Annotated in this window: 20 protein-coding genes; 12 read left to right on the forward strand and 8 right to left on the reverse strand. The window is 74.5% G+C overall.

Going from position 1 to position 25,096, the window contains the following annotated elements:
- Nucleotides 1–1,880, forward strand: a 1,880-nt coding sequence (locus ACFWAR_RS15780) for a peroxidase (RefSeq protein WP_385777301.1), incomplete at its 5' end; no start/stop codon positions are given.
- A gap of 36 nt (nt 1,881–1,916) precedes the next feature.
- Here ACFWAR_RS15780 and ACFWAR_RS15785 read toward each other — a convergent pair.
- A complete protein-coding gene (locus ACFWAR_RS15785; protein ID WP_385777303.1) occupies nt 1,917–3,281 on the reverse strand; it encodes an FAD-dependent oxidoreductase in 1,365 nt (454 codons plus the stop codon).
- Nucleotides 3,282–3,794: 513 nt separating this feature from the next.
- Between ACFWAR_RS15785 and ACFWAR_RS15790 the strand changes: the two genes are divergently transcribed.
- The 7 genes from ACFWAR_RS15790 to ACFWAR_RS15820 all read left to right on the forward strand — a co-directional run bounded on the left by ACFWAR_RS15790 (nt 3,795) and on the right by ACFWAR_RS15820 (nt 10,382).
- Nucleotides 3,795–4,688: an endonuclease/exonuclease/phosphatase family protein gene (locus ACFWAR_RS15790; protein WP_385777469.1), complete on the forward strand. Its 894-nt coding sequence runs from the start codon at nt 3,795–3,797 to the stop codon at nt 4,686–4,688.
- A 60-nt stretch (nt 4,689–4,748) separates the two neighbouring features.
- Nucleotides 4,749–5,483: a two-component system response regulator CseB gene (cseB, locus tag ACFWAR_RS15795; protein ID WP_385777305.1), complete on the forward strand. Its 735-nt coding sequence runs from the start codon at nt 4,749–4,751 to the stop codon at nt 5,481–5,483.
- Between the two features lie 12 nt (nt 5,484–5,495).
- The gene (locus tag ACFWAR_RS15800; protein ID WP_385777307.1) at nt 5,496–6,752 is read left to right on the forward strand and encodes an ATP-binding protein; all 1,257 of its coding nucleotides are present in this window, start codon (nt 5,496–5,498) and stop codon (nt 6,750–6,752) included.
- Between the two features lie 53 nt (nt 6,753–6,805).
- Complete coding sequence (locus ACFWAR_RS15805; RefSeq protein ID WP_385777309.1) at nt 6,806–7,348, forward strand: winged helix-turn-helix transcriptional regulator; 543 nt, start codon at nt 6,806–6,808, stop codon at nt 7,346–7,348.
- Nucleotides 7,345–8,277: a 2-dehydropantoate 2-reductase gene (locus ACFWAR_RS15810; RefSeq protein WP_385777311.1), complete on the forward strand. Its 933-nt coding sequence runs from the start codon at nt 7,345–7,347 to the stop codon at nt 8,275–8,277. The genes ACFWAR_RS15805 and ACFWAR_RS15810 overlap by 4 nt, the downstream gene beginning before the upstream one ends.
- Nucleotides 8,278–8,374: 97 nt before the next feature.
- The gene (locus tag ACFWAR_RS15815; RefSeq protein ID WP_385777313.1) at nt 8,375–9,769 is read left to right on the forward strand and encodes an FAD-dependent oxidoreductase; all 1,395 of its coding nucleotides are present in this window, start codon (nt 8,375–8,377) and stop codon (nt 9,767–9,769) included.
- Nucleotides 9,770–10,001: 232 nt separating this feature from the next.
- Complete coding sequence (locus tag ACFWAR_RS15820; RefSeq protein WP_385777315.1) at nt 10,002–10,382, forward strand: peptidase inhibitor family I36 protein; 381 nt, start codon at nt 10,002–10,004, stop codon at nt 10,380–10,382.
- 112 nt (nt 10,383–10,494) lie between these two features.
- Here ACFWAR_RS15820 and ACFWAR_RS15825 read toward each other — a convergent pair whose 3' ends face one another.
- Nucleotides 10,495–13,092 carry a SpoIIE family protein phosphatase gene (locus tag ACFWAR_RS15825; RefSeq protein WP_385777316.1) on the reverse strand — a complete coding sequence of 866 codons (2,598 nt, stop codon included), beginning with the start codon at nt 13,090–13,092 and terminating at the stop codon, nt 10,495–10,497.
- Nucleotides 13,093–13,606: 514 nt separating this feature from the next.
- On the opposite strand from ACFWAR_RS15825, the gene fusA reads away from it, so the two are divergent.
- From fusA to ACFWAR_RS15845, 4 genes are all read left to right on the forward strand, one after another.
- Entirely contained in the window at nt 13,607–15,757 is a 2,151-nt protein-coding gene (fusA, locus tag ACFWAR_RS15830) for an elongation factor G (protein ID WP_385777318.1), read from the forward strand.
- A gap of 136 nt (nt 15,758–15,893) precedes the next feature.
- Nucleotides 15,894–17,204 (forward strand): pyroglutamyl peptidase, encoded by a 1,311-nt coding sequence (locus ACFWAR_RS15835; protein ID WP_385777320.1) that lies wholly within the window; start codon nt 15,894–15,896, stop codon nt 17,202–17,204.
- Between the two features lie 42 nt (nt 17,205–17,246).
- Entirely contained in the window at nt 17,247–17,999 is a 753-nt protein-coding gene (locus ACFWAR_RS15840; RefSeq protein ID WP_385777322.1) for an SOS response-associated peptidase, read from the forward strand.
- 57 nt (nt 18,000–18,056) lie between these two features.
- Nucleotides 18,057–18,839 (forward strand): TIGR04222 domain-containing membrane protein, encoded by a 783-nt coding sequence (locus tag ACFWAR_RS15845; RefSeq protein WP_385777324.1) that lies wholly within the window; start codon nt 18,057–18,059, stop codon nt 18,837–18,839.
- Nucleotides 18,840–18,896: 57 nt separating this feature from the next.
- Here ACFWAR_RS15845 and ACFWAR_RS15850 read toward each other — a convergent pair whose 3' ends face one another.
- From ACFWAR_RS15850 to ACFWAR_RS15875, 6 genes are all read right to left on the reverse strand, one after another.
- Entirely contained in the window at nt 18,897–20,018 is a 1,122-nt protein-coding gene (locus tag ACFWAR_RS15850; RefSeq protein WP_385777326.1) for a hypothetical protein, read from the reverse strand.
- A gap of 94 nt (nt 20,019–20,112) precedes the next feature.
- Complete coding sequence (locus tag ACFWAR_RS15855) at nt 20,113–21,684, reverse strand: amidase family protein (RefSeq protein ID WP_385777328.1); 1,572 nt, start codon at nt 21,682–21,684, stop codon at nt 20,113–20,115.
- Nucleotides 21,681–22,904, reverse strand: coding sequence for an MAB_1171c family putative transporter (locus tag ACFWAR_RS15860; protein WP_385777330.1), 1,224 nt, complete (start codon nt 22,902–22,904; stop codon nt 21,681–21,683). Before ACFWAR_RS15860 ends, ACFWAR_RS15855 begins: the two co-directional genes overlap by 4 nt.
- A 15-nt stretch (nt 22,905–22,919) precedes the next feature.
- A complete protein-coding gene (locus ACFWAR_RS15865) occupies nt 22,920–23,471 on the reverse strand; it encodes a hypothetical protein (RefSeq protein WP_385777332.1) in 552 nt (183 codons plus the stop codon).
- Between the two features lie 68 nt (nt 23,472–23,539).
- Nucleotides 23,540–24,025, reverse strand: a complete 486-nt coding sequence (locus ACFWAR_RS15870) for a hypothetical protein (protein ID WP_385777334.1) — start codon at nt 24,023–24,025, stop codon at nt 23,540–23,542.
- Nucleotides 24,026–24,345: 320 nt separating this feature from the next.
- A complete protein-coding gene (locus tag ACFWAR_RS15875; RefSeq protein ID WP_385777337.1) occupies nt 24,346–24,918 on the reverse strand; it encodes a cupin domain-containing protein in 573 nt (190 codons plus the stop codon).
- Nucleotides 24,919–25,096: the final 178 nt, after the last annotated feature.

The following is a 25,096-nucleotide window of genomic DNA, read 5'->3' on the forward strand; positions in this document are numbered from 1 at the left end:
GGGCCGGGCCCGCGCGGGCGGCGTCCGCCGCGCCGGACGCCCCGGCGCCCGACCCGGACCTGCCGCTGCGCGCGGACGAGCGCATCCAGGGCGACGTCCTCGCCGGATTCCGCAAGGACCACGTCTGCCTGCTCCTCCTGCACTTCCGGGAGGTCTCCCGGGCCCGGCGCTGGCTCGCCGCGCTGGTGCCGCAGATCTCCACGACCGCGGAAGTGGCCCGCTTCAACGCGGCGTTCAGCGCGGCCCGCCGGGGCGGCGGCGGCAGCGACCCGGTGTCCCTGTCGGCCCTGTGGACCGGGCTCGCCCTCACCCACCCCGGCCTGCGCCTGCTCGCGGGCAGGGAACCGTTCCCCGCCACCCCGCCGGGCAGCTGCGCCGAAGCGTTCGCCCAGGGCGCCGCGGTGCGCGCCCCCGCCCTCGGGGACACCGGCCCCAGCGCACCGCGGTCGTGGCTCTTCGGCGCCGAGGAGCCCGAGCAGGCGGTGCACGCGGTGCTCACCCTCGCCGCCGACGACCCCGAGCGGCTGGCCGCCGCGATCGCGCGGCACCGGGACGCGGCCCTACGGGCCGACGCCCTGGTCCTCTTCCGGCAGGACGGCGCCACCCTGCCCGGAGAGCTGCGCGGGCACGAGCACTTCGGCTTCCTCGACTGCGTCAGCCAGCCCGGGGTGCGCGGCTTCGACCCGGCCGACCCGGCCACCGCCACCACGGCCCTCGGCAGGCCGGGCACCCGGATGCTCCCGGCGGGCGAGTTCGTGGTCGGGCCCGAGCGGGTCGGTCAGCGTCCCGCCGGGCTGCCCGCCTGGGCCACCGGCGGCTCCTTCCAGGTGGTCCGCCGCCTGGCCCAGGACGTACCGGCCTGGTGGACCCAGGTCGGCCTGCGCCTGGCGGAGTTGAAGCGCTCCGGTGCGGCGCCCGCCGACGCCACCCCGACCTGGCTGGCGGCCCGACTGGTGGGCCGGTGGCCGGGCGGCATGCCGGTCGCGCTCTGCCCGGCGGCCGAACGACCGCCCGGACCGGACGAGGACCCCGACGCGGCCCTCGACTTCGGGGCCGACCCGCACGGCTGGCGGATGCCCCTGTTCGCGCACATCCGCAAGGCGAACCCGCGCGGCGGCCTCGTCCTGACCCCGGGCCGGCCGCCGCTGGCCGACGCGGAGCTGGACGGCCACCGGATGATCCGACGGGGCATCCCCTACGGACCCGCGCACCGCCGGGAGGGGGGCTCCGGCCACGGCCCGGACACCCCGCGCGGGCTGCTCTTCGTCAGCCACCAGGCCGACCTGGTCCAGCAGTTTGAGTTCGTGGCCCGGCGCTGGCTGAACGAAGCGGACTTCCCGCCCGGCAGGCACCCCCGGACCGGCACCGATCCCGTGCTCGGCCCGGACGCGCCGCTCGCCTTCGAAACCCCCTCGGCCACCGGCAGCCGTGCGACGGCGCTCTACTTCGGCCGGTTCGTGCGGACCGAGGGCGCCGTGTACGCCTTCAGCCCCGCGATCCCCGTCCTGCGCGCGCTGGCGTCCGGCGCGCTCGACGACGCGATCGAGCTCCACCCCGGCGCCGTGCTGCGCCCCGGGGACGTGCTCGACGCGGGCGCCGTCCGGCTGGTCCTGGACGCCTCGGGAGACCTGGTGCTCCTCGACCGCCGGGGGCGCGGCCTCTGGAGCGCGGGCACCGGCGGCGCCGGTCGCGACGCCGTCCTCACCCACGACGGCGAGCTCGTCGTGCGCACCGCCGCGGGGCGCCCGGCGTGGAGCAGCGGCACCTCCCGGCACCCGGGGGCACGGCTGCTGCTGCGGCCCGCCGGGGAACTGGTCCTCCTGTACGGGGACCGCACGCTGTGGCGCGCACCCACCACCGCGGGCGCCGCCCGGCCGTGAACCGGCGCGTGCGCGCCGGTCCACGGCCGCTCCCGGTCAGGCCCCGCTGTGGCGGAGCATGTCGTCGCGCTCGACGACCTTGACGCGCTCGCGGCCCTCCGCCTCGCCCAGCGCCCGCTCGTGGGCGTCGAGCAGGTGCCAGCCGTCCCACGTGGTGTAGCGCACGCCGCGCTCGCCCAGGAAGGACGTCACGGCGTCCGGCTCCGGGTCGCTCGCGCCGGGCAGGCGTCCCCCGGCGTGGTCGTCGAGGAGGCAGGCGACGGTCTCGTTGGCGTCGCCCTTGGTGTGGCCGATGAGACCGACCGGGCCGCGCTTGATCCAGCCGGTGACGTAGACGGCGCTCTGGTGGGTCCCGTCGGCGCCGATCACCCGGCCCGCCTCGTGCGGGACGGTGCCCGAGAGCGGGTCGAAGGGCAGCTTGGGCAGCTCGTCGGAGTAGTAGCCGATCGCCCGGTAGACGGCCTGGACGTCCCACTCGGTGAAGCGGCCGGTGCCGCGGACGTTCCCGGTGCCGTCGAGTTCGGTGCGCTCGGTGCGCAGCCCGACCACGCGCCCGTCCTCGCCGAGGATCTCCTCGGGGGACTCGAAGAAGTGCAGGAACAGCTTGTGGGGGCGGGTGCCGGGGTCGCGGATGGCCCAGTTCTCCAGCGTGGAGGCGACCATGTTGGCCTGCTTGTTGGCGCGGCGGGTGGCGATCGAGCCCTCGTCGTAGTCGATGTCCTCGGGGTTGACGATGACCTCGATGTTGGGGGAGTGGTCCAGCTCGCGCAGCTCCATCGGGCTGAACTTGGCCTGCGCGGGTCCGCGGCGGCCGAAGACGTGGACCTCGACGGCCTTGTTCAGCCCCAGCCCGGCGTGCACGTTCGGCGGTATCTCGGTGGGCAGCAGCTCGTCCGCGGTCTTGGCCAGGATCCGGGCCACGTCCAGGGCCACGTTGCCCACGCCGAGGACGGCGACCTTCTCGGCCTCCAGGGGCCAGGTGCGCGGGACGTCCGGGTGGCCGTCGTACCAGGAGACGAAGTCCGCGGCGCCGTAGGAGCCGTCCAGGTCGGACCCGGCCAGGTCCAGGGCCCGGTCGGCCGTGGCGCCGGTGGAGAACACCACGGCGTCGTAGAAGCGGTGCAGCTCGTCCAGGGCGATGTCGTTGGGGTAGTCCACATTGCCGAACAGGCGTATCTGGGGCTTGTCGAGCACCTGGTGGAGCGCGGTCACGATGCCCTTGATCCGCGGGTGGTCCGGCGCCACGCCGTAGCGGATCAGGCCGAACGGGGCGGGCATCCGCTCGAACAGGTCGATGGAGACCCCCGGGGCCTGGGCGGCGTCGGACTTCAGGAGGGCGTCGGCGGCGTAGATGCCGGCCGGACCGGCGCCGACGATCGCTACACGGATGGGGCGGGACATGCGAGACGTTCCTCCAGGCAACGGGGACGGATGGTTCGAGACAAGCTCGCTCGACGGGTCCCCGGTAGCCGGTGGCGACCTATGGGTCCATAACTCGCGCTTATGACCCGCCGCCAAAATCCAAACAAGAATGTCAGACATAAGCAAATGGCGGTAAGTGACACAATCTCCGGTGCGCCCGCGCCGCCGCCGATACCCGACTGAAACATGGTCGTGCGGTACCCGAAGCACGCCCCTGACCAGCCAGAAGGGATCCGCCACCAGGCTGTGGGGGTACCCGGTGGCCGGTGTACACGACACCGGGAGGCGGTTGTTTCCGTGCTGAGTTCTCCACCGAGTTCCTCGGATCCCACGACGGAGCCGCCCGCTCCGACCCCGACGGACCCGACGGACCCGACGGACCCGACGGACCCGACGGGCACCGACCCGAGCGCCCCCGACCCGGACGGACCGCGCGCCCTCCCGCCCCGCCGGGGCTGGGACCGGGGCTGGGGCTGGGACCGGGGCCGGGCGATCGTGGTCGCCGCGCTGCTCTGCACCCTGCCGATGGTCCTGCCCGACCGGGTCCCGAACGGTTTCGGCAACCTCGGCAGCCTGCTCCAGACCCTGCTGCCCTGGACCGGGCTCGCCGTCCCCGTGCTGCTCGCTCCGGCGGTCGTACGCCGCTCCCGGGCGGCCGCCGCGGCCGTTCTGGTCCCCGCCGTCGCCTGGGCCTGCGTCCACGGCCCGGCGCTCACCGACAAGCGCGCCGCGGGCGGCGACTTCACCGTCGTCAGCCACAACGTCGACGAGGGCAACGCCGACCCGGCGGGCACCGCCCGCTCCCTGGCCGCCTCCGGCGCCGACCTGCTGGCCCTGCAGGAACTCTCCCGGAAGTCCGCGCCGACCTACGCGCGGGAACTGGCGGCTGCCTACCCGCACCACGAGGTGCGCGAAGGCGTCGGCCTGTGGAGCAAACGCCCCCTGACCGACGTCGAGCCGGTGGACATCATGCCGTGGACGCGCGCCCTGCGCGCCACCGTGGACACCCCGAAGGGCCCCGTCGCCGTCTACGCCGCCCACCTCGCCTCGGTGCGGGTCCTCCCGACCGCGGGCTTCACCACGGGGCGCCGCAACGAAGCCGCCGGAAAGCTGGCCGAGGCGCTGCGCGCGGAACCGCTGTCCCGGGTGATCGTCCTCGGCGACTTCAACGGCTCGGTCGACGACTCGGCCCTGCGCGGGCTGACCTCGTCCCTGCGGTCGGCGCAGCGGGAGGCGGGCGACGGCTTCGGCTTCACCTGGCCCGCGTCCTTCCCCGTGGTCCGCATCGACCAGGTCATGACGAAGGGGCTCGCCCCCGTCTCCTCCTGGACCCTGCCCGCCACCGGCAGCGACCACCTGCCGGTCGCGGCCGCGCTGAGGCTCTGACCAGTGGGAACCCTGACTACGATGCGGGGAACGACGTCCGCATACCGACAGGTGGATGACATGTCGGAAACCCGGGGCCCGGACCCCGTCAGCATCCTCCTCGTCGAGGACGACGCCACGATCCGGCGCGCCGTCCAACTGGCCCTGGAGCGCTACGGCTACCGGGTCGCGGTCGCCGGCGACGGGCTCGACGGCCTGGAGGCCTTCCGGGCGGGCGGGCACGACCTGCTGATCCTGGACGTGATGCTGCCCCAGCTCGACGGGATCGGGCTGTGCCGCCGGATCCGCGAGGAGAGCCTCGTACCGGTCCTGATGATGTCCGCGCGCGGTGACGCGCTCGACGTGGTCGCCGGACTGGAGGCGGGCGCCGACGACTACGTCGTCAAGCCCGTGGACACCGCCGTCCTGGTCGCCCGCATCCGCACCCTGCTGCGCCGCGCGACCTTCGTCCCGGGCCGGTCGCCGGGGGAGGCGGACGCCGGGGCCCCGCCCGACGGAGCGCCGCCCGCCGTACTGACCTTCGGCGACCTCACCGTGGACACCCGCGGAATGGCCGTCCACCGGGCGGGCCGCCCCGTCCCGCTCACCCCCACCGAGCTGCGCCTCCTGCTGGAGTTCGCCGGGTCCCCCGGCGCCGTGCTCGACCGCCGGAGACTGCTGCGGGACGTCTGGGACTACGGCTGGGAGGGCGACACCCGCGTCGTCGACCTCTGCGTGCTGCGGCTGCGCAAGAAGATCGGCGCGGAGCGGATCGAGACCGTCCGTGGTTTCGGCTACAAGCTCGTCCGCGGCTGAGGGCCGGCCGCCATGGCGTTCCCCAACCCCCGAGCCCTGCGCTGGAAGGTCGCCGCGCTGACCGCCGCCGCCTGCTGCGCGGTCGCCGCCGTCATCGGCGTGCTCGTGCACGACGCGACGGCCGAGCGCGGGCGGCGGGCCGGGCTCGACCGGATCGCCACCCGACTGGCCGCGGCGGAGCGGGAGTACGACCGTACCGGCAAGGCGCCGCTCGACGTCGAGGTGCTGGAGCCCGGGAAGCTCGACGCCCCGCTCGCGCGCGAGCTCGCGCGCAAGGAACCGGGCGCCCTCTACGCGACCTGGTACGACGTGAAGGCCCCCAACTGGTACTGGCTGTGGGCCGCGAGGCCCGTCGGCGGCGACCGGGTGCTCGTGCTGCGGACGGACATGAGCATGGAGGTGCGCGGCCTCCAACTCCTCGACCGCAGCATCGTCACGTCCGTGCTCGCCGCCCTCGCCGTCGTCGTTCCGCTCGCGGCCCTCGCCACCGAGCCGATGAACCGGCGGCTGCGCGGCGGCGCCCGGGTCGCCCGACGCATCGCCGACGGCGACCTCGACGCGCGGATCGGGGTCCGGGGGAGGGCCCGGGACGAGATCACCGAGATGTCGGCCGCCATGGACGAGATGGCCGCCGCCCTGCAACGCAAGCTGGAGGCCGAGCGGCGGTTCACCGCCGACGTCGCGCACGAACTGCGCACCCCGCTGATGGGCCTGGTCACCGCCGCCGGGCTGCTCCCCGACGACGACGAGGCGGCCGGGCTGGTCCGGGACCGGGTGCGGACGCTGGGCGCCCTGGTCGAGGACCTGTTGGAGATCTCCCGGCTCGACGCCGGGGCGGAGCGGGCCCGGCTCGACGCGGTGCCGCTGGGCGAGTTCGTCGTCGACGTGCTGCGCCGCGGCCAAGAGGGCGAGCGCGTCCTGGTCCAGGACGCGCGGGTGGTGCAGACGGACCCGCGGCGGGTGGAACGGATCGTGGCCAACCTCGTCACCAACGCGCACCGGCACGGCGCGGAACCCGTCGAGATCACCGTCACCGGCGCGCGGATCGTCGTCCGGGACCACGGCCCCGGCTTCCCCGCGATCCTGCTCGCCGAGGGTCCGCAGCGCTTCCGCACCGGGGCCGCCGACCGCGGCAGCGGCCAGGGCCTGGGCTTGACCGTCGCGGCCGGTCAGGCCGAAGTCCTGGGCGCCCGGCTGGACTTCGCGAACGCTCCGGACGGCGGCGCGGTCGCCACTCTCGACCTGGACCCCGCGGCGCCGACGGCCTGATCCCGGCACGGGAAATCGGTTCGGTGACCGAACTCTTCGGGTAGGGTCGCGCCATGACGCTCCCTCGCGACTACCAGGGCCAGGCCTGCGCGCTCTCCCGCTCCCTGGAGGTGATCGGTGAGCGCTGGACGCTGCTGATCGTGCGCGACGCCTTCCTGGGGGTGCGCCGGTTCGCGGACTTCGTCGCCCACCTCGGCGTCCCGCGCGCCGTCCTCACCGACCGCCTCACCGGCCTGACCGGGGCCGGGGTGTTCGCCCGGGTCCCCGACGGCGGCAAGCGCGAGGTCTACGTGCTCACCGACAAGGGCGTCGGGCTCTGGCCGGCCGTCCGCGCCCTCACGCTGTGGGGCGAGGAACACCACCCCGCGCCCGGCGGCCCCCGCCGCGCCTTCCGGCACGCCGACGACGACGCGCACGTCGCCCCCGACGGCCGGTGCACCGGGTGCGGAGCCTCCGTCGGGGCGGCGGACCTGGTGCTGGTGCCCGGCCCGGGGCTGGCGCCGCCGTCCCCGGACGACGACCCGGTCACCGCCGCCCTCCACCGGCCGCACCGCCTGCTGCGGCCGCTGCCCCTCACGAAAGGACCTTCCAGATGAGAATCCTGACAGTCGGCGCGGGCGCCGCGGGCGGCTACTTCGGCGCCCTCCTCGCCCGGGCCGGGCAGGACGTCACCTTCCTCGTGCGCCCCGGCCGCGCCGCGGCGCTGGGCGCGCGCGGGCTGCGGGTGAGCGGACAGGGCGAGGAGTTCGTCCTCGAACCCCGGCTCGCCACGGCCGACACGCTCTCGGGCGGCTACGACCTGGTCCTGCTCTCGGTGAAGTCGACGGCGCTCGAAGCGGCGGCGCACGACCTCGCCCCGGCCGTCGGCCCCGGCACGACCATCGTCCCGCTGCTCAACGGCATGGCCCACCTCGACGCCCTCGGCGCGCGGTTCGGGGAGCGGTCCGTACTGGGCGGCGTGGCCAAGGTCGTCACCACCCTCGACGACGACGGCGACATCCTCCGCATGGCCCCGCCCCGGGCCCTGCTCGTCGGGGAGACCGACCCCGCGTCCGCCGCCCCCTCAGCCCGCGTCCGGGAGATCCGCGAGGCGCTGAACGGCGCCGGGATCACCAGCCCCGACGTCGAGGACATCGTCGCCGCCATGTGGCACAAGTGGGTCTTCATCACCACCCTCGCCGCCGTCACCTGCCTGATGCGGGGCTCCGTCGGCGAGGTCAGCGCCGTCCCCGGGGGCGCGGAACTGGGCCGTGCGGTCCTCGCGGAGGCCGCCGCGGTCTCGGCCGCCGCCGGGTACCCCGTCCCCGAGGCCGAACGCGCCGCGACGGCCGCGACGGTGACCACCGCGGGCTCCCCCCTCACCCCCTCGATCTACCGGGACCTGCGGAGCGGTCGCCCCACCGAGGTCGAGCACGTCTTCGGCGACCTGATCGCGCGCGCCCGCGCCCTGTCCGTCCCCGTCCCGCTGCTCGAACTGGCCACCCTGCAGCTGCGCGTGCACCAGCGGCGCGTGACGAAGGAGTAGCGCGCGCCGAGCGCCCGCGCCCCCCTCTCGCGCCCCCTCCCGTGCGGGTTACCCGGTGTAGTCGTCGGGTAACAAGTCGTCGGAGAAGGAGGGGATCATGGGGAAACGCATGCGCACGCGGGGCGATCGGTGGGGCACGGCCGTGGTGGTCGGCGGCGGGCACGCGGGGCTGGTCACGGCCCGCGTCCTGGCGGACCACTTCCGCGAGGTGGTGATCCTGGAGCGGGACGCGGTCGACGAGGACACCGGCACCCATCCGCACGTGCCGCAGGGCTACCACGCCCACGCCGTACTGGCCAAGGGATCGCAGGTCATGGAGGCGCTCTTCCCGGGCCTGCGCGCCGAGATGGAGGAGCGGGGCGCGCCCGTCTTCGACTACGGGGAGCGGATCGACTTCCTGCTGCCCGCCGGGCTCGCGCCGCGCTGCCGGACGGGGGTCCGGGTCCAGTCCTTCACCCGCGACGAGCTCGAACGCAGGCTACGGCGGCGGGTGATGGCACTGCCCGGGGTGCGGCTGGTGCCCTCGGCCCACTGCGAGGCCCTGGTCGCGGGCCGGTCCGGCGGCGTCGGCGGCGTCGCCTACCGGGTGGTCGGTGCGGACGGTGCGGGGGAGAGCGTCGAGCTGGCGGCCGACCTGGTCGTCGATGCCTCGGGGCGGGCCGGCGGACTGGACCGCCGCCTCGCCGACCTGGGCGTGCCCGTGCCCGACAAGCGCGTGGTCAAGGCGAAGATCACGTACACCTCGATGAGTTTCGACCGGCCCGAGAAGAACCCGCCGGACTTCGACGTCGCCTACCAGATGACGTTCGCGCCCCGGGTCTCCCGCGGCGGCGTCATCCTGGCCGTCGAGAACAACCGTTGGATGTGCTCCCTGTTCGGATTCGGGGACGAGGCACCGCCCACCGACGACGACGGCTACCTCGGCTTCGCCCGGAGCCTGGACAATCCCCACCTCGCGGGCCAGCTCGAACAGCGGGAGCGTCCGGAGAGCCTCCACCGCTACGTCAACGTCAACAACCAGTGGAACCTCTTCCACCGGAGCAAGGCCTGGCCCGAGCGCCTGCTCGCCGTGGGGGACTCGGTCTGCGTCTTCAACCCGGTCTACGGGCAGGGGCTCACCGTGGCCGCGATGGAGGCCGAGCTCCTCCAGGGCATGCTGACCGAGCTGCGGGTCAAGGGTCGGGGACTGGACGGGCTCGGTCGCCGGTACCAGGGGCGGGTGGCCCGGTTGCTGGTCGCCCCCTGGACCCTGTCGAGCAACTCCGACCTGATGTGGAACCGCGACGGCCGGCCGCTCCCGGCCCGGATCGCCCACTGGTACAACAAGCACCTCTTCGCGGTGTCGGCCCGGGACCCGCGGGTGTGGACCCGTTTCGTCGGGGTCGTGAACATGGTGGCCCCGCCCGCGGCGCTCTTCCACCCGTCGGTGGTGCGCAAGGTCATCGCCCAGGCGCTGTCCGGGCGGCGAGCGCCCCGGCGCACGCCCAGCTGACCGGGGGCGCGCCCGCAGGGGTGCGAACCCGGATGGCGGATGGCTTTTCGGACGGAACGCACCTCCCCGGACGCGCCTGCGCGGCAGGTCCGGGGATATTCCACCGGATCCGGGCGCGGCGCGAATGCGTCGTTTTCACGAAAGGGGCACTGGGCGCGCGCCGCGGACGCCTCCATGATGCGAACGATCCACGGAACATTCGCTTCGAAATGGAAGAGGGATCGATTCCATCATGCGCATCGCCCGTCCCCTCGTCATGGCTTCCCTGGCCCTGGTCGCCGCCCTCGGCACGGCCCCCGTCGCCTTCGCGGCCCCGGCCGCTCCGCCCGGCCCGAGCGCCTACAACTGTTCCACCGGCTGGTTCTGCATCTACAGCGGCTGGGACGGCACCGGAACGCGCTGCCAGTGGCAGAGCGCCCAGCGCGCGAACACGGCCGACGACTGCAGCTTCATCCGCAACGGCCAGAACGTCCGGTCCGTCGCCAACAGCACGGGCCAGCGAAAGCAGTACTACACCGGAACCAATTACAACAACCGCGTCGGTTCGACGCCCTCCGGCGGCAGCGGGAATCTCCAGGGCAGTTATCAGATCCGTTCCTTCAAGCCCCAATGACGCCCCTTCGGTAATCCAGCATTGAATTACCGAATGCGTCCCGGTGGCGCATGCGAACGGGCCCCGGCCCGTGGCCGGGTGCGGACCGGGAACCCTCGGTCCGCACCCGGCCTCAGTCGTCCTGCGGGGGACCCGGCAGCGGCTGCTCCGACCAGATGACCTTGCCCTCGGGCGTGTACCGGGCACCCCAGCGGCGGCTGAGCTGGGCGACGAGGAACAGTCCACGACCGCCCTCGTCCGTGGTGGTGGCGTAGTGGAGCCGGGGCGAGCTGCTGCTGGCGTCGAAGACCTCGCAGGTCAGCACGCGGTCGAAGAGGAGCCGCACGCGGACCGGTTCCGCGCCGTGCCGGATGGCGTTGGTGATCAGCTCGCTCAGCACCAGTTCCGTGGCGAAGGAGAGCTCCGACAGGCCCCAGTCCGCCAGCTTCGCCACCGCGCGGGCCCGCATCGACGCCACGGCGCTCGCGTGGAACGGCACCTCCCACTCGGCGATGCGGTCCAGGTCCAGGGCCGACGTACGGGCGACCAGCAGGGCCACGTCGTCCCGGGGCCGCGCGGGCAGCAGCGCCGCGAGGACCGTCCGGCAGGTGTCCTGCGGCTTCGACTGCGGATCGGTGTGGGCCAGGGCGGTCCGCAGCAGGTCGAGCCCCTCGTCGATGTCACGGGTGCGGTCCTCGATCAGGCCGTCGGTGTACAGCACCAGCTGGGTGCCCTCGCCCAGCTGGAGTTCCGTGGCCTCGAAGGGGAAACCGCCCAGTCCCAGCGGCGCCCCCGCGGGCAGCTCCGGGATCTCCACGGCGCCGTCCGGCCGCACCAGCACCGGGGGCATGTGCCCCGCCCGCGCCACCGTGCACCTCTGGTTCACCGCGTCGTACACGGCGTACAGGCAGGTCGCGCCCAGCAGGCCGGTGTCGGCCCCGCCCTCGCCGCCCTGGCCGATGTACTGCACGAGGTCGTCCAGCCGGGACAGCAGCTCGTCGGGGGGAAGGTCCAGGGAGGAGAAGTTGAGCACGGCGGTGCGCAGCCGCCCCATGGCCGCCGCCGCGTGCAGTCCGTGGCCGACGACGTCGCCCACCACCAGCGCGACCCGGCTGCCGGGCAGCGGGATCACGTCGAACCAGTCGCCGCCCACCCCCGACTGGGCGGGCAGGTAGAAGTGGGCCACCTCCACCGCGCTCTGCTCGGGCAGCTCGCGCGGCAGCAGGCTGCGCTGGAGGGTGACCGCCAGGGCGTGCTCCCGGGTGTAGCGCCGCGCGTTGTCGACGGTGATCCCCGCCCGGGCCACGAGCTCCTCGGCGAGCGAGAGGTCCTCCTCGTCGAAGGGCTCGGGCTTGTCGGAGCGCCAGAAGTTGACCAGGCCGAGGACCACGCCCCCGGCCTTGAGCGGCGCCGTGATGAGCGAGTGCACCCCGTAGTCGAGGATGGACTGGGCCCGCGCCGGCTCCTGCGCGTACCAGCCCGCCGCGTCGGCGAGCCGGGGGATGAGCTCGGCGCGCCCGGTGTCCAGGGCCCGTGCCTGCGGGGTGGAGGGGGCGAAGACGATCAGCCGTCCGCGCGGGTAGAGCGGCACGTCGTCCCGGATCCCGCTGAACCCGGTGCGGCGCAGGTCCGGAGCCGCGTTGGTGGGCTCGTCGCCGTGCAGGACCGCCTCCGCCAGCTCCACGGTCGCGAAGTCGGCGAAGCGCGGTACCGAGACGTCGGCCAGCTCCTGGGCCGTCCGTTCCACGTCCAGGGTCGTACCGACGCCCACCCCGGCGTCGTAGAGCAGCTTCAGCCGCCGCCGGACCGCCTCCGCACGGGTGCTCAGCACGCGCATCTCGGTCGAGTCCCGGATGGTGACCGCCGCGCCCTCGGGCCCGCCGCCGGGCCGCGTCGGCCGCTGGTTGATCACCAGCAGGCGCTCCCCGGCCTCGTGCACCTCGTCGGTGGCGACCCGGCCGGACAGCAGCAGGTCTGCCACGTGCCCGTCCAGCGGCAGCTCTCCGACGAGCTGTCCCTCGGCGTCGGAGGGCAGGCGCAACAGCCGTTTCGCCTCGTCGTTGGCCAGCAGGAGCCGTCCCGTGCCGTCGGTGATCAGCACGCCCTCGCGGACGGCGTGGAGCACCGCGTCGTGGTGCTCGTACATCCGCGTCATCTCGAGCGGCCCGAGCCCGTGCGTCTGCCGGCGCAGCCGCCTGCTGATCAGCGCCGCACCGGCCGTGGCCAGGCCGAGGCCGGCCGCGCTGGCCCCGAGGATGACGGGGAGCTGCCGGTCGAAGACCCCGGTGACGTTGTTCACCGTGAGCCCGGCGGAGACCAGGGCCACGACCGGCCCGCTGTCGCCCTCGGCGAAGACCGGCACCACGGCCTGGATCTCCTTGCCCAGGGGACCCCGGACGCTCTCGGTCTGCACCCGGCCCGCCAGGGAGGGCTCGATCGTGCCGACGAACCGCTTGCCGATCCGGTCGGGCAGCGGGTGGGTGTAGCGGATCCCGTGGGTGTCCATCACGACGATGAAGTCCACCCCCGCGTCCCTCCGGGCGACCTCGGTGAGCGGCTGGAGGATCTTCGACGGGTCGGGAGCGCGCAGCGCGTCGAGCAGGCCGGGGGAGTGGGCGAAGGTCTGGGCGACCGCCACCGACCGGTTGCGGGCCTCGCGGTCGACGTCGTGCCGGGACTGGAGCAGCAGGGCCAGCACCGCACCCGCCGCGAGCAGCACCACGATCGCCACCTGGAGGATGAATACCTGTCGGGCGACGCTGCGCGGGCGGTTCCGGCTCAGTGACCGCACCGACGTCCCCGGTACGGGTTGCAAGGATGGGTCACCAACCCTTTGTAGCACTGCCGGGCGCCCGGGGTACGACCGACGGCGTTTCCCACGCGGTCCGGTCGTGCGGACGGGCCGGAAAAACCCGGTGCCGTGCCCGTACGGGCTCCCTACACTCGCTACTGCGTGCCGCCACGAGGTCGCGCTGCGCATGTCGTCGATCCACCGAACGAGGGGAGCAGGGCCGTGTGTGAGCACACCACCGTCCTCGTTCCCCGGTCGCGGTACGACGTGATCTTGGTGTCCTCGGTTTCCCGGTGACGGCTGCGCGGCCGTCACCGGAAGTCCGGGCGACGGGTGAAGGTTTCCTCCCCTCCGACCGGTGATCCGGCCCCGCGGCGTGCCCGCGGGCCGCCGCCGCGGCTTCGCCCGCCATCGCGCAGCCCTCTTGCCGCACACCTCGGAAAGGCCTCGGGCCATGCGCACCGAACCCACCACCACCACGACCACGACGACGACCGCGACCACCGCCGCCGCGATCCGCAACCTCGGCATCCTGGCGCACGTCGACGCGGGGAAGACCACCCTCACGGAACGGGTCCTCTACGCCACCGGCGCCACCCACAAACGCGGCGAGGTCCACGACGGCACCACCGTCACCGACTTCGACCCGCAGGAACGCGACCGGGGGATCACCATCTTCGCGGCGGCGGTCAGCTGCACCTGGGACGACCACCGGATCAACCTGATCGACACACCGGGGCACGTCGACTTCTCCGACGAGGTGGAGCGGTCCCTGCGCGTGCTCGACGGCGCCGTCGCGGTCTTCGACGCCGTCGCGGGCGTGGAACCGCAGAGCGAGACCGTCTGGCGCCAGGCCGACCGCCACCGGGTGCCGCGCATCGCCTTCGTCAACAAGATGGACCGCGTCGGCGCCGACCTCGACGCGGCCGTCGCCTCGCTGCGCGAGCGGCTCCACGTCGTCCCGCTGGTGGTCCAGCTGCCCATCGGGCGGGAGGACGGCTTCACCGGCGTCGTCGACCTCGTCCGGATGCGCGCGCTGGTCTGGAGCGCCGCCGCCACCGGCAGCGGTCCGCAGACCTTCGAGGTGCTCGCCGTGCCCGAGGAACTGCGCGAGGAGGCGCTGCGCCGACGACGCCTGCTGGAGGAGCGGGTGGCGGAGCTGCACCCGGTTGCCCTGGAGGAGTACTGCGCCACGGCGGCGCTCGGCGCGGCCACCCTGGTCACCGCCCTGCGCGAGCTGACCCACGCGGGCGAGGGCGTGGTCGTGCTGTGCGGATCGGCGTACCGCGACCGGGCCGTCGAGCCGCTGCTCGACGCCGTGGTGGCCTACCTGCCCGCACCGACGGACGTACCGCCGGTCCGGGGCACGCTCGACGGTGCGGAGCAGGAACGCGCCGCCGATCCCTCGGCGCCGTTCGCCGCGCTGGCCTTCAAGGTGAACGCGACGGCGACCGGGCGGCTGACCTGCCTGCGCGTCTACTCGGGAACGATGAGGAAGGGGGACACCGTGCTGGACACGACGGCGGGCCGCACCGAACGCATCGGCCGGATCCTGCGGGTGCAGGCCGACCGGCACGCCGAGGTGGACCGGGCCGTGGCCGGGGACATCGTCGCCGTGGTCGGGCTCAAGTCCACCCGCGCCGGTGCCACCCTGTGCGCGCCGGGCGCACCTCTGGTCCTGGAACCCCCCACGGTCGCGGCGCCCGTGGTGTCCGTGGCCGTCGAGGCGCGCGGCGCCACGGACACCGGACGGCTGTCCACGGCGCTGGCCCGCCTGGTCGAGGAGGACCCCTCGCTGGTCGTGCGGACGGACCGGGAGACCGGCCAGACCGTGTTGTCGGGTCTCGGAGAGCTGCACCTGGAGGTCGCGGTGGAGAAGCTGCGGCGCGGCCACAACCTGCTCGTCGACGTCGGCAGGCCCCGCGTGGCCTACCGGGAGACGGTGGCGCGCGGGGTGTCCGGGCTGGTCTACCGGCACGTCAAGCAGGACGGCGGGGCCGGTCAGTTCGCCCACGTGGTGATCGACGTCGAGCCCCTGGAGGTCGAGGGTCCGGACGCCGGGGCCGCGGACGGAGCGGGCCGCGGCGACGGCGGACTCGTCTTCCGCTCGTCGGTCGTCGGCGGCCGGGTGCCGCAGGAGTACGTCCGCGCGGTCGAGGCCGGGTGCCGGGACGCGCTCGTCGAGGGTCCCCTCGGCGGCCATCCGGTGACCGGGCTGCGGGTCACGCTGACCGACGGGGCCACGCACTCCAAGGACTCCTCGGAGATGGCGTTCCGGGCGGCGGGGCGGTTCGCCCTGCGCGAGGCGCTGCGCGCGGCCGAGATGGAGCTGCTGGAACCGGTGGTGGAGGTCGTCGTCAGCGTGGCCGAGGACGCGGTCGGTGGCGTGCTCGGTGACCTGGCGGCCCGGCGCGGCCGGGTCAGCGGCTCGGTCACCCGGGCCGGGACCACGACCGTCACGGCGGCCGTGCCGCTGGCCGAACTCTTCGGCTACGCGTCGCGCCTGCGCAGCCGGACCCAGGGTCGGGGGACCTTCACCTCCCGGCCGACGGGGTACGCCCCCGTACCGGCGACGGTGCGCGAGCAGGTGCTGACGGCCGGCTAGCCGGCCGACCTTCCCGTCGGGAACCTCGGGAACGGGCAGGGCCCCCGCCTTCGGGCGGGGGCCCTGCGTGCGCGTCGCGCGGTTGCCCCGAATTCGACTGACCCCGCCACCACCCTGCTATGTAATGTCACATGGCATGATGATCTTACGTAGTACGGCCCTCGCCGCCGCCCTGCTGGGCGTGACCGCGCTCCTCCCGCCCGCCGTCGCGCACGCCGCGGCCCCGTCCGGCTGCGGCTCCTCCGCCTCCGCCGCCGCGGCCCCCGCCGCCACCGTCGACCCGGAACAGGCCCGGCTCGCCGACCCGCGGACCGCCGCCTTCACCGAGCGCGCCGCCCTCGGTGACTTCGTACGCCGCTTCCCGGCCGCGCTCTGCGGCGCGCGCGACGCCGCCGAGGCCGGCCGGCTCCTCGACGCCTGGGGCGAGGCGCTGTGGCAGGCCTCCGTGAACCGGGCCCAGGGGCGGCGCCCCGGCGGGGACCTGCCCGCCGGGGACGATCGCCCGCTGTACTGGACCCGGCTGCGGATGACCGTCCAACTGGCCGACTGGAAGCCCGGGTTCCCGGTCGACCGGGCCGCCCTGCGGACCCGGTTCGAGGACGCCTCCCGAGGGCTGTCCGCCAACGACTTCCGGGGCACCCCGGGGGTCAGGCGCCTGTTCGTCAGCGGATTCGACCCCTTCGGCCTGGACGCCGAACCGCGCCGCGCCAACCCCTCCGGCTCCGCGGTCCTGCGGCTCAACGGCCGCCGCCTCACGCTCGCCGACGGAACACCCGTGGAGATCCGGGCCGTCGTCCTGCCCGTGCGCTACGCCGACTTCGACGCCGGGATCGTGGAGCGCGCGTACGGCCCCCGCCTCGCGGCCGGGCCCCGGGGCGCCGACATGATCACCAGCATCAGCCAGGGCTATCCCGGGATCTTCACCCTGGAGGCCTGGGCCGGTCGCGCCCGGTCGGCGGACCCCTACCCGGACAACGCGGCAGCCCTGTCGGGAGGCACCTACGACCACCCCGTCACCGCGCCCGGCATGGGCCCGGGGGCGGAGTTCCTGCGCACCACCCTGCCCACCGACGCCATGACCGCCGTCCAGAGCCCCTTCCCGGTCCGGCTGAACACCGCCGTCACCGAGATACCCGCCGGGCAGCAGCGGCCCGTGGACCGCGAGGACGGACCCACCCCCGGCTCCCGCGCCGTCGCGGGTGGTGGCGGCGGCTACCTCTCCAACGAGGTCGCCTACCGCTCCAATCGGCTCCGTACGGAACTGAACCCCCGGCTCCCCGGCGGCCACCTGCACACCCCCGTCCTGACCGGGCTGCCCGCGGACCCGGCCCGGCTGAGCGACGCCGCCTTCGAGCAGAACGAGACGGCCATCGCCGACGAGGTGCTGGCGATCCTGCGGAACTCCTCCCGGCCCGCCGCCCCCGGCTCCACGCCGACCCGGCCCTGACGGCGCGGGCGGCCGGGGTGTCGGGATGGCACAGTGGACACCATGTGTGGCCGCTATGCCTCGACCCGCGCCCCGGCCGACCTCGCCGGGCTCTTCGATGCCCACTGGGATCCCGGCGAGGCGCTCGCCGCGAGCTGGAACGTGGCGCCCACCGACCCCGTGTGGGCCGTGCTCGAACGCGCGGACCGCGACGGCGGCGCGGTGGAGCGGCGGCTGCGGCCGGTGCGCTGGGGCCTGGTGCCCTCGTGGGCGAAGGACCCCGGGGTCGGCTCCCGGATGATCAACGCGAGGGTGGAGACCGTCCACGAGAAGCCCGCCTACCGCAGGGCGTTCACGAAACGCCGGTGCCTGCTGCCCGCCGACGGCTTCTACGAGTGGGAGGCCGTCCCCGCCACGGACCGGGCGAAGGCCTACAAACAGCCGTACTTCATCGCGCCCGAGGACGGCGCGCCGATGGCGATGGCGGGACTGTACGAGTTCTGGCGCGATCCGGCCGTCCTGGACGCCGACGATCCGACCGCGTGGCTCACCACCTGCACGATCATCACCACCGAGGCCACCGACGCGGCGGGCCGCGTGCACCCGCGCATGCCGCTCGCCCTGCACCGGGACGACTACGGCGCCTGGCTCGACCCCACCCGGCACGACACCCACGAACTGCGCGCCCTGCTGCACACCCCGGCCGACGGGCGCCTCGCGGTGCGCGCGGTGTCCACCGAGGTCAACAGCGTCCGCAACAACGGCCCCCGGCTCCTCGACCCGGCCGGCGGTGCGGCGCCCGCGCCCCCGGAGTAGCCTCGGCGCCAGGGCGGGGCCATGTGGGCCCAGCCGTGGGGGAGTTGGTCGCAGGCCATGATTGCCGAAGTGTCCGTGGGCGCGGCCTGGTCGCTCGTGGCGGCCGCCGCCCTGATGCGGTTCGGGTTCGGCGCGCGGCCCGCGCCCGAACCGGCACGGCGGCGGCCGTTGACGCCGGTCGAGATCGCCCTGCTGCGCGGGGGCCGCCGGGCGGCGATGCGGACGGCACTGGTGGAGCTGCACCTGGCGGGCGCGGTGGAGGCGACGTGGCCGGGGGCGGTCCGGCGCGTCGACACCGCGGCGCCCCGGGGCGGCTCCGGGCTCGCCCGGGCCCAGTACAACGTGCTGTTCGGGCACATGCACCCGCGGCGGCTGTGGGGCATCGAGCGGGTGGGCCGGGCGGTCGCGCCGGAGGCCCGGGAGGCGGAACGGACCGGACTGCTCCTGACCCGCCGCCGGGTGGTCGCCGTACGGGTCGTGCTGCTGCCCGCCCTGTGCGCGGCGGTCGTCGGGGCGGCGGTCGAGGGGGCGGACGCGCCGTGGCGCCTGCTCGCCCTCCTCGCGGGCGGGTGCGCCCTGGTGCTGGGCGCCCTGCCCCGCCGCACCCGCAAGGGCGCGGCGCTGCTGGCCCGACTGCGCGGCGAGCGGATCGGAGTCCGGCGGGCGACCGTCCGCGCGCCCGCCGAACTCCTGTTGAACGTCGCCCTGTTCGGAGCCCCGGTGCTGCGCGAGCAGCTGCCGAGGTTCACCGAGGAGAGCGGCCTGCTCACCCGCCCGCCGAAGGAACCCATGGACCGCGGCGGCGGCTCCTCCTGCGGCGTCGCGACCTGCGGCGGCTAGGGCGTCCCTTTCGGATCTTGCCGGGCCCGCGACGTCTCAAGGTCCGAAAGAGACGACCTAGGGCGCGTAGGCCTGCTTGCTCGCGCAGGTCCACACCACCGGCTTGCCGGAGACGGTGCCGGCGACCCGGTCGTCGTCGGACACGGCGAAGGCGGCGCCCTCGTCGATGTCCCGGCGGGGCACCGGGAGCGCCCGCACCGGTCCGGCACCCGCCTGGAAGGTCGCCACCGCGGGCCGCGGCTGGCCGCCCTCGAGGTACGTCCGGGCCGTCCCCACCAGCCTGTCGGTCGTGGGGCTGATCCCCGTCACCTCCAGCTCGTCGCGCCCCGGGAGCTTCGCCAGCGCGGTCGGCGCGGCGGTGTAGGGCGCCTTCCAGACGAAGCCCCGCTCGTGGGACCCGCCGTGGTAGCCCTCCACGTCGGTGGCCGCGACCACACCGCGGTCGTCGATGCCCGCGAGCGTGTTGGAGCGGCCGATGTACGGCACGCCGCTCGTCGCGAGGGCCTTGGCCGGGCCGCCGCCCGCGGGCCAGACGACCGGGTAGGTCTCCCAGATCTCGTTGCCGTTGTCGTCGCTGTAGTACGCGTCGGCCAGGCCGAGCACGTCGCCGCGCCTGTTGATCCCGGTGACCTGCTGGATCTTGGTGGACGGCTGGGCGCCCGGCGGCACCGGGAGCTCGCGGACCAGCCGGCCGTCCTGCCACTCCCGGGCGGTCAGGCCGTCGAAGCCGGCCACCCGCCCCGCGTCGTTGACGCCGATCCCGGCGTACAGGCCCCGCGCGGGAGCGGTCAGCAGGGTCACCTGCCGGTCCCCCTTGCGGTAGCTGAACAGCACGTGCTCCTGGTCGTTCGCCCGGTCGAGGACGCCGACCATGAGGCCCTTGGCGTTGATCGCGCGGACGCTGCCCTTCGCCCAGCCGGTCGGCAGCGGCACCCGGAAGACGCGCGTGCCCTCCCAGAAGGCGGGCACGTCGTTCGAGGTGCCCACCGTCCGGTCCGAGGTGCCCAGCGCGTGGGGCCGGGTCCGACCGGTGGTGCCCAGTTCCTCCAGCGCCTTGACGGCGGGCTTGCAGACGGCGCCCGCCGTCGCACCCGCTCCGGACGCGGCGGCCGGTCCCGCCACCGCGATCAGCCCGGCCGCGACGACCGCGGCCCCGGCCGCGGACATGCTCCTGCGCATGTGCTTCCCCCTGTTCGTCGATCACGTGCGTAGTGCGGGGCCGCCCCGTCTGCACCCCCGTGTCAGGCGAGACGGCCCCGGTTCTGGGGGCCCTTCAGACGCGCAGCGCCGGGGCCTGGGGCGGTGCGGGCAGGACCCGCGCGAGCAGCTTCGCCACCGAGATCACCGTCCGGTCCGCCAGGTACGGCCCGATGACCTGCACGGCCAGGGGCAGTCCGGCCGCGGTCGTGCCCGCGGGCAGGACGAGCGCGGGCAGGCCGACCGGCCCGGCCAGGTTGACCCAGCTCGTCTGGTCGAAGTACGGCCGCCGCACGCCGTCGACCGTGATGAACCGCCCCGGCACGGGAACGGAGGTCTGGTCGGGGACGGCGGCCGTCGGAGCGGCCGGGGTGATCAGGACGTCGTGCCGGGCGAAGTACCCGGCCCACGCGGCGCGCAGCCGCTGGCGGGCCTCGTCGGCCACGCACCAGTCCCGGTGCCGCATGGTCCGCGCGCGCAGGTAGAGGGCACCGGGATCATCGGCCGGGACCTTCTCCGCCGCCGCGACCTCGGCGGCGTAGGCCGCGTCCGTCGCACTGGCGGCCGAGGTCGCGTACAGCAGCCGCTGGAACAGCAGGTCGCTCTCGGCGAAGTCCACCGGCCGGTCCGCTTCGTCGACCTGCGCGCCGGCCCGGCGCACGAGATCGGTGACCCGGCCCAGGAGCGCGCGGGTGTCGGCGTCCACGCGGCAGTACGCGTCATCGGCCCAGACGCCGACGCGGTACTGGCCGAGGCGGGTCCTGCGCGCGGCGGGGAGGTCGATCCTCCAGGCGGCTCCGTCGGCCGGGGCCGGGGCGGCGAGCACGTCCAGCAGCAGTTCGAGGTCCTCCGGCGTACGGGCGACCGGCCCCAGGGCGAGCATGTCGCTGCTGGTGGCCCAGTCGGGAGGACGCGGGATGTGGCCGCGGGTCGGCACGATCGGTTGGGCGCCGCGGGAGGTGCGCAGGGCGTAGACCCCGCAGTAGGCGGCGGGCAGCCGCAGCGAACCGGCCAGGTCGGAGCCGACCTCGACGGCGCTGAGCCCGGCGGCCACCGCCGCGGCCGGGCCGCCGGAGGAGCCCCCCGCCGTACGGTCGGCGGCGAAGGGGTTCCTCGTGGTCCCGAAGAGGGGGTTGGAGGTCTGGATGTCCTGGCACATCACCGGCACGTTGGTCTTGCCGAAGACGACGGCCCCCGCGGCCCGCAGCAGCGCCACCGCGTCGGCGTCCCGGGCGGGCACGTGGTCGGCGAGGTCGGGCGAACCGCACGTCGTGCGCAGGCCCCGCGTCTCCAGGGCGTCCTTCACCGTCATGGGCAGGCCGTGCAGGGCGCCGAGGGGCTTCCCGGTCCGCGCGAGGTGCCGGTCGGCCCGGTCCGAGGCGTCCCGGGCGGCGTCGACGTCCAGGGTGGCCACCGCCGTGAGCCCGGGGTTCACCGCGTCGTGGTGGTCCAGGTACCGCTGGAGCAGCGCACGGCTGGTGATCTCGCCCCGGCGCAGCGCGGCGAGCTGCTCATGGGCGGGCGCCAGGTGCAGCGGTGTGCGCGCGGGCGTGCCGGTGGCGCGCGGCCGGGCGTCGGCGGAGGAGGTCATGGCGGCCGCCGCGGCGACGACGGTCGACGCGACGAGCAGGGTGCGGCGGAAGATCACGTGCGGGCTCCTGACGGGGCGCTGTGCGGGTCGCCGGGAGCGGGCGTCCCCTGTCCCGGCGGGGTGAAGTGGGCGGCGACCCGCTGGAGGTGCAGCAGTTCGTCCTCCGGGGTGGCGAGCGGAAGGTCGGCGTCCGCGTAGTCGGCGGGAGCGTCGACCGGTTCGCCCGCGCGGTGGCGGACGAGGGCCGCGCGTATCTGGTCGGCGGTGACCGCGGCGGCGAGCACCGCGCCGGTCAGGCCCGCCGCGCCGTGCCGGACCTCGGCGTCGGCCCGGACGGCGGGGTCCAGGTAGCGGCGCAGCAGCGTCTGGCCGCCCCGGATCTCCACGCGCCGCCGCAGCAGCGGGAAGTGGGCGCTGCGGCCGCGCAGCAGCTCGTCGCGCTGGCGGGCCGGGCGGCGCAGGGCGATCCCCGGATCGGCCCGGTCCATGGCCGACCACAGGTGGTGCAGCCGCCGGTAGCGCAGGTGCGCCGTGCACCAGCCGCGCACCGCGGCGGTCCGCTGGGTGAGGGTGGGCAGGAAGTAGCCGACCTGGGTGAGGGCGGCCCCGATGTCCCCGCACAGCCAGGCGTACGGGTCGAGGTGCTGGACGCTGAAGTCGAAGACCGCGCCGAGGACGGCGCCGATCCGGATCGCGCTGTACCCCAGGGTGATGACGGCGCCGATGCTGGTCAGGCGCAGCCCGCGGGCGATCGAGGGGCTGGAGGCGGTGCGGGCGTACTTCCAGCAGGACCGGGCGAGGTAGAACTCGGCGGCGGTGTAGGTGGCGATGTACAGCGTCAGGTACGTCTGGAAGAAGGGGTCGTGGGCGTAGTAGAGGGAGAAGTCGGTGGGCCGCTGCGTCGCGGGCGTGAGGAGGACGAACAGCACGCCCATGCAGACGATGACCACGGCGGCCGCGGTGAGCAGCAGGCGGCCGCGGCGCCGGGCCTCGGCGGGCGGCTTGGACCAGTGGGCCAGCACCGTGCCCTGGAGCGCGAGGACGAGGACCACGCAGCTCTGCGCGAGCGGTACGGCGATGTTGGTGACGCCGAGCGTGCCGTCGATGCGCACCCACACCCAGGTGAGGGAGATGGCGTAGCTGAGGGCGGAGAAGCCGTAGGTGAACGCCAGGGCGACCAGCGCGGGGTCGCGGCGGCTCTTGCCGAGGTCGCGCACGAGGAAGAGGAATCCCGTCCCGGCGATCAGCAGGCACAAAGGGTGCAGTATGTCTTTCACGGGCTCGTATCCGGGTCAGCGCAGCAGCGTACGGGCTATGGGGTCGGTGTCCTGGTCGCCGCGGCGGGGCGTGCTCACGTGCTCCTGCAGCAGCGAACCGAGCATCTCGGCTTCGAACTCTTCCGGGTTGTCGTAGCGGGTGCGGCCGAGGACGAGCTGCACGGTGCTCGGATCGATGTCGGTGATCAGACCGCCCAGGGTCCCCGTGGAGAAGGACGCCGTGCCGCGGTGCTGCCTGAGCATGTGCGCGAACTCGTGGGCGACGATGATCTCGGCGTGCGGCCTGCTGATGCCGGTGTCGTAGAAGACGTAGTCCGTGGACTCGGTGGCCAGCCAGAGCCCACAGGGGGCCGAGGCGTCGAGGGCGTCCGGGTCCGAGGCGTCAGGAGTGAAGGGCACGAGCCGGATCGAACGCTCCAGCCGCTCCTCCATGAACGGCACGAGGTCCAACACGCTGTCCACGGCCGGTAGTCGCAACTCGTCGAGGTACGCCCTGCTGCGCCGCTCGGCCGCGAAGGCGTCGGCGGCTCCGATGTCGGATCGACGGTCGCGACGGCGTCGCCACATGCGGCTTCCTCTCGGGATCGGCGGACGGACGGAGGGATGGACGGGGGTACGGCAGCGGCGGCGGCGCGTCACGGCGCGTGCTTCCCGCCGGGCGGGGGCAGCCCTTCCTGTTCCCGCACGACCTCGATCGCTTCCAGGACCTTGCCGAGGCTCTTGGCGGACAGGCCGATCGACCTCAGGGCGATCTCCTTGACGCCCGCTTCGCTGAGCTTGCGCAGCAGTTCGAACTGGTCGGTGACCTTCCTGGTGACCTCGTCCTCGACGAAGTAGCCCGCTTCCACGCCGAAGAACCGGGCGAAGAGGGGCACGAGCGTGATGGTCGGGGTCCGTTCGCCCTTGCGGAGCATGCCGACGTAGGCACCGGTACAACTCTCCTTGCCGTACGACGAGATGGTCCGGGCCACGTGGGCGTTGCTGAACTCCTTCGCGCCAGGCGGACGTACGCGGTCGAACAGGTAGTTCAGTCGATCGCTGAACGGCGCTCCCGCTCCCGGAACGGGAGCCGGGGACCTCTCCGCGGTCCCGTCGTCCGGACCCTCGACTGCTGGTGCCACGGTGCGCTGCTTCCTCTGGACCGGGCTAAACTATAGTTGACGCTCTGCCCGGCGCGGCGCAGTGGATCAGGCCAACAGGTGTCCGAAAGTGGCATGTTGTGGGAGTCGGAAGGCTTCGGCCGCGGCGAGCGGGCCGTCGCACCGCACGGCTTCGACGCGACGGGAGCCGGTTTCGGGCACGACGAAAGCCCGGATACCGACGGGGGTGCGGTATCCGGGCTCTCACGACCACCTTAGTCGGGCGGGAGGGCATATCTCCATCTCCCTCCGCGAAGGACGGGAATTGACCGGCCGCGGGCGCGGTCCCGGGGTGCCCGGGGTCAGTGGGGCAGGCGCGCTCCGCAACGTGAGCAGTACAGAGCGTCGCGTTCGCCGGCGAGGCGGCCGCAGTCGGCACAGACCCGGTCCAGCAGGCAAGCCGCTTCTCCGCCTTCTTCGCCCCGCTCGGGCCCCCGCGCGCTCCCGGGGGTCCCCGGGTCGGGCGCGGAGGTGATGGCGAGGCCGGGACGGCGGACGTGCACGGTGACGTAGAGCATCCCCGCCGGGCCCGCGCCGAGCGAGCGCCGGGCGTGCCGGGGGAGCCAGAGCACCGTACGGGCGCCCAGCGCGGTGCGGCCCCCGGGCGTGCCGAGGTAGCCGTCGCCCTCGAAGACGATCAGCAGGACGTCGAGCGCCGGATCGGTGTGCTCCGCGATGACCGCGCCCGGCCGGAGCCGGACGATGTTGGCGTCCAGGCCGCGCGGGGTCTGTGTCATGCGCCACAGCACTCCGCCGGCCTCCGGGCCCGCGGCGGCCACCACGGCCGCCAGCTCGGCGAGCACCCGCGCGGGCCCGCCGGGCGGGACGGGCGCCGGATCGGGCCGCGGTGTCGGGGGCGGCGGCTGCATCGCCATGGCGGTCTGTCTCCCGGTGCGTCGGAAACGGGGTCAGGGGATGTCATACACCCTCCGCGGCGCTCCGCGCGGGCCGCCGGATAGAGTCGCCGGCGGACGGCACCCGCCCCGACCGGGGAGCGTGCCGGGTCACAGCAGCTGTCGATCACAGGCTCGCCCTCGCGGCACAGACCGTTTC

Origin of the sequence: Streptomyces sp. NPDC059917 (assembly GCF_042730635.1) — a bacterium.
GTDB lineage: Bacteria > Actinomycetota > Actinomycetes > Streptomycetales > Streptomycetaceae > Streptomyces.